Source organism: Risungbinella massiliensis (assembly GCF_000942395.1).
In the GTDB taxonomy this organism is placed as follows: domain Bacteria; phylum Bacillota; class Bacilli; order Thermoactinomycetales; family Thermoactinomycetaceae; genus Risungbinella; species Risungbinella massiliensis.
The window spans coordinates 187,306-204,197 of record NZ_LN812103.1 but is presented as its reverse complement, the minus strand read 5'-3'; the positions used below and the strand labels follow the sequence as shown (position 1 = coordinate 204,197).

Annotated in this window: 14 protein-coding genes; 5 read left to right on the top strand and 9 right to left on the bottom strand. The window is 40.5% G+C overall.

What is annotated here, in order from left to right; genetic code table 11:
- Positions 1-108: 108 nt before the first annotated feature.
- From VJ09_RS12030 to bioC, 4 genes are all read right to left on the bottom strand, one after another.
- The gene (locus VJ09_RS12030; protein ID WP_044641965.1) at positions 109-2,517 is read right to left on the bottom strand and encodes a hypothetical protein; all 2,409 of its coding nucleotides are present in this window, start codon (positions 2,515-2,517) and stop codon (positions 109-111) included.
- A 99-nt stretch (positions 2,518-2,616) separates the two neighbouring features.
- Complete coding sequence (locus VJ09_RS12025) at positions 2,617-4,377, bottom strand: sensor histidine kinase (RefSeq protein WP_187118711.1); 1,761 nt, start codon at positions 4,375-4,377, stop codon at positions 2,617-2,619.
- Between the two features lie 38 nt (positions 4,378-4,415).
- Positions 4,416-5,162, bottom strand: a complete 747-nt coding sequence (locus VJ09_RS12020; protein WP_230199149.1) for a response regulator transcription factor — start codon at positions 5,160-5,162, stop codon at positions 4,416-4,418.
- Between the two features lie 177 nt (positions 5,163-5,339).
- Entirely contained in the window at positions 5,340-6,161 is an 822-nt protein-coding gene (gene bioC / locus VJ09_RS17670; RefSeq protein ID WP_052807373.1) for a malonyl-ACP O-methyltransferase BioC, read from the bottom strand.
- Positions 6,162-6,550: 389 nt separating this feature from the next.
- Between bioC and VJ09_RS12010 the strand changes: the two genes are divergently transcribed.
- Entirely contained in the window at positions 6,551-6,982 is a 432-nt protein-coding gene (locus VJ09_RS12010; protein WP_044641962.1) for a hypothetical protein, read from the top strand.
- A 64-nt stretch (positions 6,983-7,046) separates the two neighbouring features.
- On the opposite strand, the gene VJ09_RS12005 is transcribed toward VJ09_RS12010, so the two are convergent.
- A complete protein-coding gene (locus VJ09_RS12005) occupies positions 7,047-7,928 on the bottom strand; it encodes a hypothetical protein (protein ID WP_044641961.1) in 882 nt (293 codons plus the stop codon).
- Positions 7,929-8,114: 186 nt separating this feature from the next.
- A complete protein-coding gene (locus VJ09_RS12000; protein ID WP_044641960.1) occupies positions 8,115-9,611 on the bottom strand; it encodes a carboxypeptidase M32 in 1,497 nt (498 codons plus the stop codon).
- Positions 9,612-9,777: 166 nt separating this feature from the next.
- Between VJ09_RS12000 and VJ09_RS11995 the strand changes: the two genes are divergently transcribed.
- From VJ09_RS11995 to VJ09_RS18475, 3 genes are all read left to right on the top strand, one after another.
- The gene (locus tag VJ09_RS11995; RefSeq protein WP_044641959.1) at positions 9,778-10,038 is read left to right on the top strand and encodes an HPr family phosphocarrier protein; all 261 of its coding nucleotides are present in this window, start codon (positions 9,778-9,780) and stop codon (positions 10,036-10,038) included.
- A gap of 34 nt (positions 10,039-10,072) precedes the next feature.
- On the top strand, positions 10,073-11,761 hold the full coding sequence (gene ptsP, locus VJ09_RS11990) for a phosphoenolpyruvate--protein phosphotransferase (protein ID WP_044642854.1): 1,689 nt from the start codon (positions 10,073-10,075) through the stop codon (positions 11,759-11,761).
- A 207-nt stretch (positions 11,762-11,968) separates the two neighbouring features.
- Positions 11,969-12,127, top strand: a complete 159-nt coding sequence (locus VJ09_RS18475; RefSeq protein ID WP_154662360.1) for a hypothetical protein — start codon at positions 11,969-11,971, stop codon at positions 12,125-12,127.
- Positions 12,128-12,649: 522 nt separating this feature from the next.
- On the opposite strand, the gene VJ09_RS11985 is transcribed toward VJ09_RS18475, so the two are convergent.
- Complete coding sequence (locus VJ09_RS11985) at positions 12,650-12,949, bottom strand: hypothetical protein (protein ID WP_044641958.1); 300 nt, start codon at positions 12,947-12,949, stop codon at positions 12,650-12,652.
- 301 nt (positions 12,950-13,250) lie between these two features.
- Entirely contained in the window at positions 13,251-15,230 is a 1,980-nt protein-coding gene (locus VJ09_RS11980; RefSeq protein ID WP_044641957.1) for a hypothetical protein, read from the bottom strand.
- 310 nt (positions 15,231-15,540) lie between these two features.
- Here VJ09_RS11980 and VJ09_RS11975 point away from each other — a divergent pair, with 310 nt between their 5' ends.
- Complete coding sequence (locus VJ09_RS11975; protein WP_044641956.1) at positions 15,541-15,897, top strand: hypothetical protein; 357 nt, start codon at positions 15,541-15,543, stop codon at positions 15,895-15,897.
- Between the two features lie 210 nt (positions 15,898-16,107).
- Here the strand turns inward: VJ09_RS11975 and speD are convergent, their stop codons facing one another.
- The gene (gene speD, locus VJ09_RS11970) at positions 16,108-16,518 is read right to left on the bottom strand and encodes an adenosylmethionine decarboxylase (protein WP_052807482.1); all 411 of its coding nucleotides are present in this window, start codon (positions 16,516-16,518) and stop codon (positions 16,108-16,110) included.
- Positions 16,519-16,892: the final 374 nt, after the last annotated feature.

The window sequence follows — 16,892 nt, the reverse complement described above, 5'->3', positions numbered from 1 at the left end:
AAGCCAATCTGCTGGAACATTCCTTACGAGAATCTTGATCAAAATGCTCAACCTCTCGATCAAGATTCTCTTTCATTTATTTGTTTGGATGGTTCATTAAAATCGATTCTATTTAGGGCCCATCTGTCCATAACGATTTTCGCCAGTCGTTCCATAGGTGAATTGAAGATAATCTTCCAAATCAGGCGAATCTGATTTCTCTTTCGCCCTTTTTTCCGCCATCTCTTTGCGATATGCCTCTTTTTCTCGCTCCCAAATCACCATACGTTCCGCTTCTTGACGTTCCATCTCTTCTACTGCTTGCTTCTCTTTTTCTGTAGCCAGTCTCAACGACTCCGCATACAGGCTTTCCGCTATATGTTGGTACAACCCGTCTTCCAACTGATTGGGCTTCAGTGTAAAGAGACCAGACGCTTGTTTTTCAGCTGGTATCGAGATATAACAATATCCCGGATCGATCCGCTCCAAATCTTGTCCCGTAATGCCTGTTACCCCAGCATTGGAACTTTTTGCTACAAATTCGGCATCTGATGAGTTGCGAAGTTGGAAGGATACTAACGAAGCTGCCCGACGAAAAACAGCATCTGCTATATCTTTAGGCAAATGACTAGCAATACCTTGAATGCTGAGGATCAATGGAGTTCGATAAATTCGTGCCTCATCCATAAAGGTCTCCAATGAACGGAAAATCGAGCCTCCCAAAAATCCAGACGCTTCATGCAATATAATCGGATGCATGTTAGGAGTCTCTCCTGCATCAAGTGCTGATTGGCCACGAGCAAGCAACGCACAATGTAAAAAGGAAAGCACATGTTTTCCGATAGTATGAGAATCATCGGATGCCAGATTGGAAATGTCCAAAATCTGAAACTTTCCTTCTCTCATATTACGAGTAAATTCCAACCCATTGGTCTTTTTCCGGAATGGTCCTGTTGTACCAGAAGTATTGAAAGATTTGACTAACTGATAAATAGGTGAGTTGATGAATTCTTTCTGGAAAGTAGTTAGGTTGCTATACTTCTCCAAAAACCGTTTGACTGGAACATGATCAGGCTCTTCGATATCTCTCCAGAAAAACGCAATCCGCTCACGAAACTCTGGGTCTTCAAAGAAACGTTGCATATTACGGAGCGTAGCCAGATTCAATTTATCTAATGCTGTCCCGATCAGGATAAATTGATCCATCAAGGTAGGGCTTTCCCCACCCATTAAAAAGGTAAGTAGCCTTGATTTCACTTGTGGAGGAGCATCAAAATCCCACTCAAATAGATTCATCGGGAACTTACCATCATTTAAGCGGATAGCCCGAATTCGGTCTTGTTTTTCTTTGGGAATTCGCGCAATAATCTCTTCTGCTAGATTTCCTACTGTATCAATGACAGTAAAGCCCATCTTGTTTTCCTCGTCACTTAAATGCGCAAGCTTCGTAACAAGGTCAACCAAAAACTCCGCCTTTCCTGATTCCTTCCCACCAAGTACGGTCATATGATTATTTAACAATTCAAGCGGCAAGTAGGTGTCCAAGTCAAACGCCATATGTTCGCTTTTTCCTAGATGAATCTTTGGTTTCTCTGTATTTCCTTGTCTTCGAATAAGATGAGGAATAGGAACCTTTTGAAACTTCAACTTAATAAATCTGGAAGTACCACCTGATGTTGGATGTCGTAATAAGTTCGCCATCTCGTCAGTAGCCATAATATTGGCATTGGAAATTCGTCTCATCGGAAATATTCTATTTTCTAACTCAAAGCGGAATAATGGGCGAATGATCCGAAACCACTCTCGATCGGTGAGACGATTCATCTCTTCTGATTGAAATCCCCCAAATGCGTGGACTAGAACATCCAACTGTTTGGATACTTGCTCCTGGCTTGGTCCAAAAACAGCAAGTTTAATCGCGACCTCTGCTTTATTCTTGTACATCTTGTTTGTGATTGCAGACAGATATTGATCGTTCTCTCCTGGTAGCCCTTTGCTCTTTCGCACTCTTTTTAAAGCTTTTTTAAAATGAGATGCGACTTGTGAATCATAGATAGGACGGACAAGAAATTGAATTACTGCGTGCATATCAGGCTGCATCCCATTTAACATGTTGATTAGATAGGTATAAGGGTCGAACGAACCGTCTTGCTCAGACGAAAGTAGAATTGGAACAGAAAAGTCACGCTCTAATTCCATTTTCACACCTGCATGTGGCTTGTTAAAATCAAATGCTGGTGGAGCGTTATCTTGGAAAAATGTATCACCCATCTGATTGGCATAGGTGTCCCACGTCATCGGTCCTAAGTAATCATTAGGTGTCATAAAGAAAATGTTCACTCGTTTGTTTGTCGCGTGATACTCCCATGAAAACCAAGGTTGATAGAGCCAACGTTTGTACCACTTGGTATGGTATATTTTCAAAATGTTATCCCAGGCTCGTTCCATTGCAGCAAAATTAGGAGTAGCTCCCATTTTGGTTTGCAGTTCGTACGGAACCCATTTTGGGGTTAAAAACGGAAGGATATGATATTTCACCTTATACACTCCTCTCTTATTTTTCCACTCTGAGAATCTTGATTAGAACGCTTACGTTGCTTTTGACAAAGCCGTTCTCTAAATCAAAATATCTCTCCATTAATTTGAAACAGTATCTAAATGGATCGTAATATTCGTCCCTATTCCTGGCTGACTGGCCACTTCAATCTGTGCACCGTGAGCCACTAACAATTGCTTGGAAATCGCCATCCCAAGTCCTGTCCCCGTCCCTTTGGTTTGTGTATTGGTTCCCCGATAATACCGATCAAACAGATGATCCAATGTTTCCTGATCCATCCCTACGCCATTGTCTTGAATTTGGATAGTAGTTACTCCCGATACTTCATCTAACTCAATCTGAGTTTGGATCTTGGTCCCTATTGGGTTATGCAAGATCGCATTACCAATTAGATTAGACAATGCTCGTCGGAACCACTTCTCATCTACCAAAGTTTCTATACGCATAGCAGACGGTTCAAATAAAATTTCCTTGCCTTCTGAGATCGGGGCATTTACCAGCTCAATTACGATTCGTCGCAATAATTCTACAAGATCAGTTCGTTCTTTTTGAAGGGGCAGAGCATCATTTTGCAGGCGAAAGGTTAAGCTCAAATCTTCGATCAGGCTTTCCATATAGGCCGCCTTTTCTGTAATTACCTGAGAAAAGTCTTGAACCTCTTGAGTAGTCCAAGTATAGGTTGGTTGTTGAAGCAAGTCTGCATAACCTTTAACCGAAGACAATGGAGTTCGTAAATCATGAGTAATTCCGGTAATCCATTCTTCTCGGGTCTTCTCTAATCTTGCTTGATCTTTTTCCTGCTTTTGGAGCAGATCAGTTAACAGCCGAATCTTATCAAACACTTCTTGATACATTCGATACGTTTTTTTCAATTTCCCATTCTTGGGATAGATAGAAAGAGGATGTCCTTTCTTATCTCGCGGTTCTTCCCACTCTTTTTCCGACAAGTTTTGAATCCAACTAACAAGATGCAGAACCGGTTGTCCTAGACGTCTCCCATAAAAGATCGAGATCCCCGCTATTACCAGGAGAAGTATGCTTGCTACACCAGCTATCAATAAAGAGGCATTAATCTTTGCATATGGATCATTTTTAGACGGATAATTGGGAATGATTGGTTCCGATGCAATAATGGTGTACTCTTTGTTAGACAAGGTGATAGGAACTCGAACACCCCAATCACCGTACTCTCTTTCTAGGTGTAACTCTCCAGGACGATAGTAGGTGTCCTGTTTTGCTGGACGACGATATTGAAATACTTCTTTCCCGCTTTCATCTACAATCTGAAACCAACCACGGCGTTGATCCGCTAGCTCATATACCTGAGAAGGAAGTACAAAATTTCCATTCTCCAATCGAAGGGATTTTGCTACCTCTTTTGCAATTTCCCCTCCACGTAAAGGCATTCCATTTAGAATCGCGATATGCTGATTTTTTCCATCAATCTTGGCTGTTGCGTACCAAGAATGGATCGAGTATCCAGTGAATTTCTTCTCTTGGAAAAAATCAACCAATTCAACATTTGTATAATGTTTGGGAACATCGCTTGGTTTGTGCAGAGAATACATCTCGTTTCCCTGTTCGTCTAGAATTTGAATCCAGCCTTTTTCTATTTCTAACATCTCTAATACTTCATTCGATAATTGGGGCTCTCGTCCATTCCAAACTGTTTGGTCTTCTATTAAATCTAGGAGACTTCGCGGATTATCAAAAAAATACACTTCATTTGGTCTCACGATCTTGACCGTAAAATAAACCATGCCGATATATCCTAACACGTTTACGATGATGAACATCGCCACAAAGCGTACGATTAAAAAGACCCCTATGCGCGATCTCATGGAAAGTCTAGATTTTTTATTTCTTCGGAACCAACCCTTCATCGGTCCATTACCAACTTATAACCCAAGCCCCTCACCGTAAGTAGATGTAATGGTCTACTAGGATTTCGTTCGATCTTTTCCCGAATTCGTCGTACATGCACCATTACAGTACTCTCTTCCCCAATACTCTCCACTCCCCAAACCGCTTCAAAGAGCTGTTGTCGGCTAAAAACACGATTAGGATGAGCACAGAGATAGGCAAGCAGTTTAAACTCCATTGCTGGGCAAGCCATTTCAACCCCGTCGATCAACAGTTGACCAGATGATTCATTGAGTGTAACGTTACCAAACGTATAGATTTTCTTGCGTTCTATTTCCATCCCTACTTGCTGCCAAATCTTCATCCTCCGCAGTTGTGCCTGTATTCTGGCTACTACTTCTAATGGATGAAAAGGTTTGGTAATGTAGTCATCTCCTCCCAATTGGAATCCTTTCAATTTTGCCAAATCCGAAGATTTCGCCGTAAGAAAAAGGATTGGTGCTAAGGAAAATGTTCGAATCTCTTGACATACTTCATAACCTTCCAAGTCCGGTAGCATCACATCTAATACAATTACATTTGGATGAAATTTTTGTGCAATCTCGATAGCCTGATAACCCGTCTCCGCTATACGAATTTGCTCAATTCCTTCTTTTCTCAGGGCAATCTCTAAAATTTTGGAGATCTCCCGTTCATCGTCTACTAATAAAACTTTCGCTTCGTCCAAAGAAAAAGATCCTCCTATTTCTCTACGTAATTCCATAATAACAGAATTCCTCTATGAATTTTCTTGTAAAAAAGCACAAAAAAAGGACGGAGAGAACTCCTATCCTATGAACTAGTCCTTTAAAACTACACTTACCTAAGAGAATCATGATGAGACTCGTTCCATCGCGCCCTAGTGCACGATCCTCTTACGTTACTTGAGATCTTATGAGAACTATGGAACACCAACCAATTCTTTTTTTCCAATCAGCTGAAATAGGTGATACGTAACGTAAACACCTCGACGATCTCGAAAATAAACATCATACTTTTCCATTACTTTTGGCAAGATCTTCCGAGATACATACAAGGATTGGCGGTCTTCACTGTAACTAGACCCAGTAGATTGAATCGTCGTTAAGAATTGGCGGCAATCTCGATAATGCTCTTGATGCCATTGTTCTTCTAGATGAATTGGATGAAATTTAGCTGCCCTTGCTCTCTCTTTCCAACTAGTAGCATCACAAAGACGCAAAACGTGACAAGCAGGATCCATCCCATAATCTAACTCCACTACCTCAAACATCATTCGCAATTCTTGAAAGGTATCTGGACCAAACGTAGATGCGATCAAATACCCGTCTGGCGCTAACATCTGATAACACTTTTCTAACACAGAAGCAGGATCCGAAAACCAATGCATGGTTGCATTCATCACAATCAGATCATACTCTTCTGCTAATTGCCAACCATCCTCCTCTGCATCTGCTACTTGAAATGTGATATGTGGAGAACTGCTAATCCGTCTCGCCTCTTCAATCATCTTTTCCGCAAAATCAATAGCATGAATTTCCGCATGAGGATATAAATCCTGTAAAAGGGTTGTACAAAAACCCGTTCCACAGCCAATCTCTAGAATCTGTTTTGCTTCTATTTGACGCTCTCTACAAGTATAGATGAGTCGGTGAGCCATCTTACGAGGAATTTCAGCGTAGAGATCGTATGTTTTTGCTGCACGGTTAAACCGTTTTGTCATTTGCTTCTTTTTCAAAATCAATACGGCCCCTCCCTTCTGCAAAACCAACTAAGAAGTTGTATATTACAGGACCCACACATTCCGTTCTCTACCAAGTCGACAATATCCTGCTAACTTCCAGTACAAAGCCCCTCCTAGATTGTTTGACAAAGAAGGGGCTATTTCCTATATAGTTTGATAACTTTATGAAAAATGGATTAGTCTCTTATCCATGTGCAAACAATCAACGTGTGTTGATCCATATTGTTCACACATTTTGTTCACATTCAAAACATTAAATATCTGCCAATTCTGTATAATAGAAATAACCCTTTCCTCGCTACGAGAGCTATCTATTCCATAGCTTTGGTAGCGGGGAAAGGGAACCAAAATCTGCTTCACCCTTTCCTCTTTCGAGAGGAGAAGATATTATGAAAAAACGATGGAACCAGTTTTTGCAGAACAGACGAGCAAAAAAGGAGAACGAGTCTACTAATAGGCGAGGCTTGCTATGGGAAGATTCTGAACAAAAAGATCTAGCGAAATTAAAAATCAGGACCCTGTTTCTACTTGCCATTTTACAGCTCGAACAATTACTGCTTTTACTATTTGTTGCCTACTTAGACGCACAAGTTGTTTTTGTTTGGAAAGATATCCAAAACCTGCCGAATACAGTAGCTATTACACCAGAACATATCGCATTTTTACTATGCAACTTTTTACTCAGTATCGCGATCTTTTGTCTGTACCTTCATAACACGGAATACAGAACTCCTATTTTCAAAAAACCTATTAGTAACTATGGTCGTGCCTATATCATTCTACTTTTTGCTTCGATGGCACTCTTCATGCTACTTAGATAACAGAAGATAGATTTTGGTAGAAGTATCGAGGCATGCCCCGATACTTCTTTTTATTTTTTCACACTCATTTCGGCAATATATCCAGCACTTCCTGAACAGTAAGTACAGAATCCACTCGTTCATTATCAATCCAAACATCATAGTAAAGAGCGCCGTATTCTTCTTTCCGTCCCTTCACTTCTACTATTTGAGATTGATCATAAATACCCCACTTCCATCCATCATCTAGGAATGAAATCGGTGTTTTCTCCCAATTACCAACTGCTTTTCCATCGCGAATCAGAACATACGCTGCTTGCCTCAAATCGGCAGCTTGGAAATAGCCTGTCTGTACTTTTTCCCATCCTGCTTGCGTTTTTTGCCAGCGAATCGGGTAATATTTCCCTGGGACTACTTCAAAGTAAGCCAAGGCTTCCTTGGAAAAATAGTCTGCTGGAAAACAACGATATTTTCCGTTCTTTGGATCTACAATCAAAACTGCTTCTTCGCCTTCGCGTTTCCCTTTTTCGCGCAGTTCTTTTAACTCCCACTCTTTACAAGCATTTGCGATTGCTTGGAAAATGAACTGATCTCGATTCAGCTGTTGCTTTGGTAGCGTTCTTTCCAAACGTTCTTCTAGCTCAGGAGGTAATTCAGGGAATTGGTTCGGATCTTGATTCTGCCACTGTTCAATCCATGCTTCGAGATCCCAGTTTTCTTCTAACTCCAATGGTACTTCAGCAGAAGATGAGATATCCCAACCTGTGAGGAGCTGATCTTCAAATTGTTTTAATGCCTCCACATCTTCTTCTAGAAGGTCTAATGTACTTGGTTTTTCCTCTATCTGATTTACTTCATCCGTGTCTGACAAATCTACGGAGATAATCTCTACTCGTTCAATTTCTAGTTCTTCTGTATCGCGAATCAATTCTGATGCTTTCGGCGCTTTTTTCGTAATACGTTGCATAGGAAACGTCCCTTCTAAGTTGTTAGTTATCTATTAAGAGGAATTCACCTAATACGAGAATCTTGATCAGAAAACTTACGTTGCTTTTGACAAAGTCGTCCCTAGATCAAGAGCCTCATCATTACTCAAATCCCAAAGGTTTCTATTATTTAAAATTCGATCCCCAACAGGGAGAAGAAATGCTTTTTATAGCCCAGGATACAGATCTCCGTACTTTCGTTCTAAGTAACGGATAAATGGATCAACACTCAATTCCTTCCCTGTCACTTTTTCGAGAAGCTCTGGAGTATCATAGTAAGATCCATGTCGATGGATATTTTCCTGCAACCAGCTACGAAGTGGAACCAATGTACCATCGGCAACATCTTCCCATAATTTAGGATAGCTACGCTCTATCTTCTCTAATATCTGACAACTAATTAGATTTCCGAGAGCATATCCTTGGAAACATCCACCTACCATCCCAGAAAACCAATGGCTATCCTGTAGTACACCCTCTGCTAAGCTCGTTGCCTGTACACCCATCGTGGATTGATACGCTGCATTCCAGTAGTCAGGTAGATCGTCTACCTTTAGCTTCCCGGTCAAAAGCTCCATCTCTGTCTCAAAGCGAATCATGATATGCAAATTGTAGGTCACTTCATCTGCTTTGGTTCGAATCAGAGATGGCTCAACTCGGTTCATAATCCGGTAGAAATCTTCCATCTCCAACCCTTTCGTCTGAGGCAACTGTCTTTGTAACTCGGGATAAGCATAGGACCAGAAAGCCCGACTTCGACCTACGATATTCTCGTACAATCTGGACTGGCTCTCATGAACGCTGGTAGACATCTCATCAAACGGTGTTCCAATATATTCCCGACTTAGACCCAGTTCATAGAGTGCGTGTCCAGTCTCATGTATACTGGAGAAGATGGATTCTGTAAAATCAGCTTCCTCCACTCTCGTTGTGATCCGAATATCATCTGCTCCAAGACGAATCATAAATGGATGAGGCGAAAGATCTTGTCTCCCTTTTTCAAACGAAAACCCAAACTTTTGCACAAGCCACTCTGTATAACGAAGTTGATCCTCTTTCGGAACTGAAGGGAGTGTTGGATAAGGAGCAACCTCTTGGGAGGTGATGCGGCGCACCAATGGTACTAATTTCGCACGTAGATCTTGGAAGATTTTTTGCACATACGAAACTTTTAAACCTGATTCCGCTAGATCTATAAGGGGATCTAGTACGTGTTCTCTATCTTGGAAAAATTCCGTGTATTCACGGCTATAGTCAATCATTCTTTCCAAGTGACCTTTTACTTTGTTAAAATTATTTAATGACTTTGCTTCTAACCAAGCTTGATAGGTTTCTGTTGCATGTTGGGCGATTTCGGCCATAAAGGGAGCAGGTACTTGATTTGCTCGTTCATAATCACGGACTGCACGCTTCACAAGACGAACTTCGTAAGATTCTTTCGGTAAATCTACTATTTCTTGGGAAGAGCGATCTAGAAGCGTACATAACTCCTTGGATGTCATTTTCTGGTGAAGCAGCTCATAGAGTACGCCGATTTGCTCTCCACGATCTTTGGTCTGTTGGATTGGCATTTTGGTGTTCTGATCCCAGATCAATAGTCCATAGACACTTTTGAGATGGCTAAGCTCGCGATAATATTGCAATAGTTGATGAAATGCTTCCATATAGCTCCCCTTTTCTTCGTTTCTTCCATCATATCAAATGGAATGTTCCTGTCTTTTTCCTATCTTATTCAGTTCTGTGACCAAACAGAAAAATTATTGGTAAGATGGGTAAATATTGCTTGGTCTGAAGAAACTATTTCTTGAACATTGGAAGGAGATAATTATCATGGCAGAAAAAACAGTTACCGTACAAAATCCAACAGGACTACATGCTCGTCCTGCATCCATGCTCGTACAACTTGCTAGCAAATATGCAAGTACGATCAAATTGGTGAAAGAGGCCAAAGAAGTAGACGCAAAAAGCCTTCTCGGTGTTATGTCTCTAGCAGTAAAACAAAATGACTCCGTCACTGTGCGTGCAGAAGGTGCAGACGCAGAAGAAGCGGTAGAAAAAGTAGCGGATTTCATCGCAAACTTAAACGAATAATACCGTTTTTTCGGAGGTGAAACTGGTGGAACAGATGTTAAAAGGCGTCGGTGCTGCTCCAGGACTCTCCATCGGAAAAGCAGTCTGGTGGACAAAAGAGCAGCCGGAAGTCACAACAGTATCCATAGAGAATGTAGATCAAGAAATCGAGCGTTTCCAAGCAGCAGTTGTTACCACTAAGGAACAGATTGGGAAACTACGCGAACTAGCAGTAACCAAAATGGGAGAATCGGAAGCAGCAGTCTTTGATGCACATGCTGCCTTTCTATCGGACCCAGCATTTGTGGGAGAGATGGAAAACCGCATTCGCTCTCAAAAACAAAATGCAGAGAGTATCTGCCAAGCAGTAACAGACGAAACTAGTGGTATTTTTGCGATGCTCGAAGACGAATACATGCAAGCTCGCGCCGATGATATTCGAGACGTTGGAAGTCGTCTTCTCTTAAACTTATTAGGGAAAACTCCGTTCGATCCTTCTTTGCTCACCGCAGGAAGTGTTGTTGTCGCCGAAGAGCTTACCCCTTCTGATACTGCTCAATTCCCAGAAGGGATCGCTGGAATGGTAACAGCAAAAGGGAGCAAAACTGCTCATGCTGCAATCATGGCAAGAACCCTTGGGATTCCAGCTGTACTCGGTTTAGGAAAAGAAATCGAAAAGATTACCGAAGGCGCTGACATGATCGTTGATGGAGCAAAAGGAGAAATCCTACTTAATCCATCGGAAGAAAAATTGGCTAACACCAAAGCAGCAATGGAAAAACAACAATCTGCATTGGCTCAAGCTTTAGAAGAAGCAAAAGAAGATGCGGTGACTGGTAACGGAGAACGCATCCATGTTCTCGCCAATATCGGAAGCCCAGCAGACGTTGCTGCCGCTAAGGCTAAATACTCAGAGGGTGTTGGTCTTTTCCGTACGGAGTTCCTCTATCAAGAGAACACACACTGGCCAACAGAGGACGAGCAGTACGATGCTTATAAACAAGTTTTAGAAGCATTTGCTGGTTATCCTGTCATCATTCGTACACTCGATATCGGTGGCGACAAAGATCTCCCTTATGCTGAATTGCCCAAAGAGGAGAATCCGTTCCTTGGACATCGTGCGATCCGTTACTGCTTAGCTAATCCAGATATGTTCAAAACCCAGCTCCGTGCTTTGTTACGGGCTAGTGTCTATGGCGAACTTTGGATTATGTTCCCAATGATTGGGAGTGTCTCCGAAGTACGTGCCGCGAAAGCACTTCTTGATGAGGCACGCCAAGAGTTGACTGCCAAAGGAACCTCTTTCTCTACTGACGTCAAAGTCGGGATCATGGTAGAGATTCCAGCAGCAGCAATTACAGCTGACTTGATTGCTCCAGAAGTGGACTTTATGAGTATCGGAACCAACGACCTCACCCAGTACACGCTGGCTGCTGATCGTGGAAACGAACTCGTAGCACCTCTTTATGATGCTGCTCATCCAGCTGTTCTACGTCTTGTCAAAATGACCGCAGACGCAGCAGCGAAGCATAATATCATGGTTGGTATGTGTGGAGAATTAGCAGGAGATGCCGAAATGACCGAAATCCTTCTGGGACTAGGACTCAAAGAGCTCTCTATGAGTGCAGGTGCCGTACCAGAAGTCAAACAAGCAGTACGCAAAGTGAACATGAACGACGCGAAAAAACTGGCGGACAAAGCAGTCCACCAAGTTAGCGGTGACGATGTTCGGAAATTACTCTAATCCAAAGAACCCATCACTTATTATTCGAAAGTGGTGGGTTTGTTTTTGTTACATATTAATTCACATGTAGCATAAATTAATTTACTGAAAAGTAGGTAAAATAGGTTGTCCACTTAACTCTTCTTGGTATTGTGTGTTGTATCTAGACTGTCTTGAAAAAAGACAGTTTAGTGGCAACATACAATACATTACAAGGAGAGATGAATCATGGAAAAACAGTATATCGAACAGTTGGTTGAGATTACAGCAAAAGTAGCTGAACAATGTCAAAAACAAATGGAAGAGCAACAGAACTTACAAGATGAAGTGGTACAATACAATGAAATTTTAAACGAAATTTTGAAGGAAATAAGCAAAGTATGGTGATTATTAAATCAAAACGTTTCTTATACAGCGAAACAGAGTAAAAGCAAAATAATAGACTCCAATATACTAGATGCAGCGATAATAGTAAAAAAATTCAATATGATCTAACTATGTTTAAACACTCTAATAAATCGTATCCAATCAAGTGGACCATCAATAAAGTAGATTCAAAACAATTGAATAATTAATCTACTTTATCCCTCCCTACACAGATAGTGTAAGGAGGGATTTTTAGGTCTATCTTTAGCTTATTGCATAAATCGAAGTTAGACATAGGCACACCGCTGGTTGGTTTTCTCGCTTCTAATCTGCTCCGGCTCCCTACCACTCATAGTCGCATCTCAAAAGGGGACAGCCTCTGGCTTTCGGTTCATTATGCGACATGCTTATCTTAATAAAATACCCCAAGGTTGTTCCCTTGGGGTTTACTCTATATAGATCTATATTTATATTATTTAGGGGATTCATGGCCAGTTTGACCATGAATCCTGTGGAGAGAAGAGTGAACCAATGAAATGGCTACTAAAAATTAATTAGCAACTCAATTACTTGTTTTAATGCATCTAATATCTTTCCAGTTGTTGGGTTATATTCGGATATAATCAAGATGATCGCAGCGATCAGTAACGGTCTCTTAATTAAATTTCTACCCAGAAATAGACCAGTATGATACAAAAACGTAATCCATTGTAACATACCCCAATCCTTAGTTTTATCCTTTATCTCTTGGATTAATTGTAGATAAAACCTTTTCAACCAATTTTGCTTTTGTTTTGCTGGTTTTGGAGTCAGATTTTGTTGCCTTTTTGTACGAAGTAACATTTGATCTCCTCCCTCATGATAATGAAATAACCTCTCCCTCCCGTTGATCCTCAGACGAAACCTAAGAAACCAACGGGAGGAAGAGTGCAATTTCCACAAGGTAGGATCAATGTACTCATACCTTCTCTCCAAGAACCACGATATCAAACTAATAAGGAAACATCAATTGAAAATAGTTAATATTATAATAATTTATGGTACCTGTTTATTAACTCTGCATAGATCATCTTGACTAATCATTCACGGTATATGGAAGGATCTTATTTGACAAAAAAACCCAAGGATGAGTAGATTCCTTGGGTTAAATAAAACTATCTTCTTTCTCCAAAAGCCTATTTTTCTTATCTCGCTGGCGCAACACGAATCCAATCACTGAAATCGACAAAATCGAAAGCCCGAAAAATATACCAAGTACACTCCAATTTAATCCTAAACTCCCTGCCGTTCCTACGTCTTGGAATATCACTTCAAATAATCCAGCAAATAGCGCTAATGGAAACCCATAAATGGTAATGAGATTGATAAATCGATTGGTACGAAAATCACTCATCGTGGCAAGAATTCCTTCCAATTCTTTGAGTGATTCATAAAGCTCTTGAATCTGTGTATTAAGTCCCCATCTTTTTTCTACCGATTCTCGGAATTGGAGAAGCGAGTGCTCTATATTGGTTTGCATCGTTCGTAATAAAACATCACGAAGCTCTAGCTTTTTCTCCGTGATCCAACTATTTAATTCTGCCGATTCATGGTAGGGCAGTATCCGTTTTTTCTTTACTAAGGCTTGTACCATTGTAATTTTTTCTAACACTTCTTGATGAACATTTGTTAATACCTTGGAACGCGTAAGCAGTTGTAAAAATTGTGCTTGATAATCACCTAGATTTAACTCTTCATTATTTTTATCATCCAACAGGAAGATTCCTTCATGGTGAATAATAGCCAATCCACACGGAAGAGAAAGCGTATCGAAGCTAGATTGTTTCGGTAGAGGATGTACAGGAGGTAATTGACCCGTATGTTGTCTCGATGCACAAACCGCAAGGTATTTCTGAATCGAGGGGGAACTCAAAATAATTTGTTGTGTTTGTAAGGAGTCCCATTTCACCGCAATTAACTGTTTCCCCGATATTTCCTCCGAAATAACAGGATCACACTGATAAATAGGCTTTGCTTCGCCTAGCTCTCCATTAGAATAATAAGGACGGACTAAAAGAGAATTAGCAGGGTTATAGAGACTCCATAACTCCGTAACCACCTCCTGCCAAGATAGAGTAGTTCCGTTTGTTGGTGCACTTAGATGCGTATGCTGATGAAGATGGTTGTTCCAAGAGACTTCCTGATTTTGTTTTTCTGCCTCCAATTCTTGCAAGCGATTCCATAGTTTTTCTAAGCTAATCTGTGTTCCAGGATCAACTGAAATTAGCATTTCGTTTTTCGTTCCTTTTTGTTGCGGACGGTAAAGTGCAATCAATCGAAATCCGGATTTGAGCCATGTTCGTTTCTCATCATGTTGAAGAAACGATTTTAAAAGACCTATATACGTATTTTCCGTACCAATAAAAGCATCGATCAGAACAGTCCGATTCATCCCTTTGAGAGGCATTTCTAACTGGATTAAAGAAGAGTATTCAATACTTTGTAAGTATTTTTTATATTCTAATTGTAAAGCGTACACAGCATCTTGATACTCTGGTATGTAATCCAACTCCGGAATGTCGTAAGGCTCCACTTCTTCCTCTAATAAGACTCCAATTAACAACCGGATACAGCTTTTAAAGCCCGTATGAAAGTGTGTTAGATCTGGTTTGTGACTAGCATTATCTTCCCAAGTATCTTGCTCATAGAAAAAAGACTGAGCTAATGCACTATGTAGACAACCTAACGAACCAAAAGGATCACCTGTTGATTTTACAAGCCCCTGTTCCCATTGCTTAATATAATCTAACCAATCCTCGTATTTCTCAGGTAGTTCAACTTGATGATAGCGAAGATACCAGAGAATAAAAGAAAAACAGGTATCCAAGCTCAAATCATCCAGATGAAAGCGGAATTGTTCAATTGGTCGGTGCTCTGGGAATCGATCAGGAGATATAGAAATCATCAACTCGGAAGTAGTAGGATATTGTGTCCCTGACTGATGATAAATCCAGCCACCTTCTTGTCGATACCCTACACTGATACAAACCTCACCAGGATACGCTACTTTTTTATGAGGCTGATATCCAACTTGAATTTTTTCCAAATCTACTTCTAATTGTTCCAGCACAGAATCAATATTCATAGCCTTACCACCTCCATATTTTCACCATTAACTTAAGTATAGTGTATTTTTAGGGCAATCGTTTGAAATGGATTAATTTTACGAAATTATAGATAGAAAGTCAGGGTTCATAGACTTTTCACATCATACATTCCATGTCCATTCTTGTTAGAGTTAGAATGAAATTGTCCACTATAACACACTAAACATCATAGCTATCTTACAGTATACATCGTAGCATATCTCTCCTTATGGTATGTGTTGCGTTTAGATTGTCCCAACTGGCAGTCTAAACGCAACACCATACCAATTATTAAGGAGAGATATTACCATGACAAACAAAGTTGAATTATCACAAGAACAATTGGAGCAATTATTAGGAACAATTAACAATCTAACAAATTTGGTACACGAGCAAAATAACAAACTAGGCAATCTAAACAACAAAGTAGATTATTTGATAGAAGAAAACGCAAAATTACATAACACCATTCGAAATTTACGTAACGACCATGCACACGAAGCAGAAACAACTAGATCACGATTAAACTGCAGAATTCAAGATCTCGAAAAAACAGTACATTTAGCAAACAACCACCAAGCACAATTTGTATCTAAATCAGAAAGTTTTATGAGATACACTACCCAACAGCTGGAGCAACTATCCAAAACATCAGTTCGTTATTAGTGGACACACTAGAAAGAACGGATTTCATTCCACTCTTTCTAAACCCTCCAAACACAATACGTGTACGGAGGGTATTTTATTTTGCCAAACAATAAATACCTCCCAATAAAACCAGGTTTAGATAACAAATCCTGTTTGAGAGGACTAAAAAAGCCCAGTACCTCTTGTGAGATACTGGGTCTGTTATTTGCGTTGCTAACTGGATCTAGCCTAAGCAGTCTGTCCCACTAGTTTCGATTTCTCCGAATCGTGGTTTACTACTTCGACTGGTCCGTCTCCACGTCGTAGCACTTTGGAGTAGGCTTTACTTGGTTGCAAGACCTCGAGCATGTACTCGATCGCAATAACCGGATCTACGGTATGTCCACAGGTGTAGCAGTCCAAAGCAGCAAATCCTTTCTCAGGATAGGTGTGAATGGACAAATGACTTTCCGACAACATCACGAGTACGGTTGCACCTTGAGGGTCGAATTGCTGCTTTTGCACAGACAATATAGTCGCTCCACATGCCTTGGCAGCTTCTTGAAGATGTTTGGTCAGATATTCCACATCATTCAATTTTTGAAAATCTACACCCCATGCATCCATGGCTACATGCCTTCCGAAAGTAGAGAATTCCAATTCCATCTCTTTCGGCCCCCTTCCTAGCTAAAAGTTTGGTGTGAGCCAAATTCCGCCAGGATCGCCTGTTCACCACAGGGGGAGGTTAGTCCGATGAGGTCCCAACCCTTTAAGTGAATGCTTGATCCTAATTAAAGCTCAAGTAAATTTACGCTTTATAACTTATCATATATCTTCGCTTGTATCAATAACAGATATACTGCAAAGTTTCCCAGTTATAATTTCCCCTTTAAAATATACATATTTTATACAGTAGAAATTCTTTCCATATTAGCTTGTTGCATAAATTAGACAAAGGCACGCCTCTGACTTTAGGCTCATTATGCAACATACTCCATTTAATAAACACCAAACAAATGTCTTTTTCCGTATTC

What these genes read in the sequence shown, in the direction of transcription:
- VJ09_RS12025 (WP_187118711.1), bottom strand. Translation starts at nt 4,377, where the DNA reads ATGAGATCGCGCATAGGGGTCTTTTTAATCGTACGCTTTGTGGCGATG.
- VJ09_RS12020 (WP_230199149.1), bottom strand. Translation starts at nt 5,162, where the DNA reads ATGGAATTACGTAGAGAAATAGGAGGATCTTTTTCTTTGGACGAAGCG.
- VJ09_RS12010 (WP_044641962.1), top strand. Translation starts at nt 6,551, where the DNA reads ATGAAAAAACGATGGAACCAGTTTTTGCAGAACAGACGAGCAAAAAAG.
- VJ09_RS12005 (WP_044641961.1), bottom strand. Translation starts at nt 7,928, where the DNA reads ATGCAACGTATTACGAAAAAAGCGCCGAAAGCATCAGAATTGATTCGC.
- VJ09_RS12000 (WP_044641960.1), bottom strand. Translation starts at nt 9,611, where the DNA reads ATGGAAGCATTTCATCAACTATTGCAATATTATCGCGAGCTTAGCCAT.
- VJ09_RS11995 (WP_044641959.1), top strand. Translation starts at nt 9,778, where the DNA reads ATGGCAGAAAAAACAGTTACCGTACAAAATCCAACAGGACTACATGCT.
- ptsP (WP_044642854.1), top strand. Translation starts at nt 10,073, where the DNA reads ATGTTAAAAGGCGTCGGTGCTGCTCCAGGACTCTCCATCGGAAAAGCA.
- VJ09_RS18475 (WP_154662360.1), top strand. Translation starts at nt 11,969, where the DNA reads ATGGAAAAACAGTATATCGAACAGTTGGTTGAGATTACAGCAAAAGTA.
- VJ09_RS11985 (WP_044641958.1), bottom strand. Translation starts at nt 12,949, where the DNA reads ATGTTACTTCGTACAAAAAGGCAACAAAATCTGACTCCAAAACCAGCA.
- VJ09_RS11980 (WP_044641957.1), bottom strand. Translation starts at nt 15,230, where the DNA reads ATGAATATTGATTCTGTGCTGGAACAATTAGAAGTAGATTTGGAAAAA.
- VJ09_RS11975 (WP_044641956.1), top strand. Translation starts at nt 15,541, where the DNA reads ATGACAAACAAAGTTGAATTATCACAAGAACAATTGGAGCAATTATTA.